1 protein-coding gene is annotated in these 717 nt (G+C 61.6%); it reads right to left on the bottom strand.

Annotation, left to right across the window (positions count from 1 at the left end; genetic code table 11):
• A partial coding sequence (locus H6B10_RS14835; protein ID WP_204652291.1) for a branched-chain amino acid ABC transporter permease occupies positions 1–711 on the bottom strand: 711 nt, incomplete at its 3' end.
• Positions 712–717 lie beyond the last annotated feature (6 nt).

The following is a 717-nucleotide window of genomic DNA, read 5'->3' as shown; positions in this document are numbered from 1 at the left end:
CTGGGGCAGTGCGCTGAGGATGAAGGCGCCCAGGGTGGAGCCGGTCAGGCTGTTGACGCCGCCGAAGAATACCATGATGACCCAGTCGGCGCTCTTCTTCCAGCCGAACCCGGAGGGGTCGACGTAGGACATATAGAAGGCATACAGAACGCCGGAGTAGCTGGTCAGCGCCACGCTGAGCAGGAAGGCGATCATCTTGATGCGGGTCACGTGGATGCCCATGGCTTTGGCGGCCAGCTCATCCCCCTTGAGGGCGACGCACTGACGGCCGTATTTGCTGGATTTGAAGAAAGCGGCCAGGGCGATGGCCACGATGGCAGATACCAGCGCAATGCTCAGGGTGACCTTGCGGGGAATACCGGTCAGGCCCGAAGCGCCGCCGGTGAGGGTGGTCATCCGGTTCAGCAGGGCGGCGATGGCTTCGCCAAAGCCCAGGGTGACCAGAGAGATATAGTCCCGGCGCAGGCGCACCACGGGATAGCCGATCAGATAACCGATGCTGGTGGCCATGACTACGGCCAGCAGTGCCGCCAGGGCAAAAGGAACATCAAGGCGAATGACCAGCAGGCCGGAAGCATAGGCGCCGATGGCCATAAAGGCCGCCTGCCCCAGGCTGAACATACCGGTCAGACCGGTGAGAACGTAAACGCCGGCCACCGCAATCAGTGTAATGCAGACCTGGGTGAGGACGTTGGTGACAAGTGCAGACATAGAAAC

The organism is Gemmiger formicilis (assembly GCF_016901605.1).
Lineage (GTDB): Bacteria > Bacillota > Clostridia > Oscillospirales > Ruminococcaceae > Gemmiger > Gemmiger formicilis_B.
Note: the sequence above shows the minus strand (reverse complement) of the source record. Positions and strands in the feature narration are given on the sequence as shown.